The sequence below is a fragment of the Citrobacter sp. TBCS-14 genome (genome assembly GCF_005280805.1).
GTDB classification, from domain to species: Bacteria; Pseudomonadota; Gammaproteobacteria; order Enterobacterales; family Enterobacteriaceae; genus Citrobacter; species Citrobacter gillenii.
In genome coordinates, this window is the sequence record NZ_SZWM01001276.1 from 1 (window position 1) to 320 (window position 320).

Here is a 320-nt window from a genome sequence, read left to right on the forward strand (position 1 = left end):
GCTCGGCTTCATCGGTGACTAACTTCGTCCAGCCCATCGTGGCATCAAGGACGTTATTGCTGTACAAGTTGCCGAGCTCAGACAGACGCGTGGCGATTTCTCCATAGCGCTGCTGTTTTTCCTTCGGCAGACCAATACCAGAAAGCTCAAAATCGCGCAGCGCGTTATCGACCGCTTTTTTCTGTGCGGTGTTCAGGGTGGCGTAATGATCGCCATCACGCAGGTCGCGGTACGCTTTGTACAGGCCTTCATGTTGTCCAACCCAGGTGCTGTATTCAGACAGCAGCGGCAGCGTTTGTTCGTAGGCTTCGCGCAGTTCC

The 320-nt window shown here is 54.7% G+C and carries 1 pseudogene; it reads right to left on the bottom strand.

Annotated features, from left to right (window positions below):
• Positions 1 to 320, bottom strand: a pseudogene (locus FDX22_RS27350) (oligopeptidase A); the annotation flags it as partial.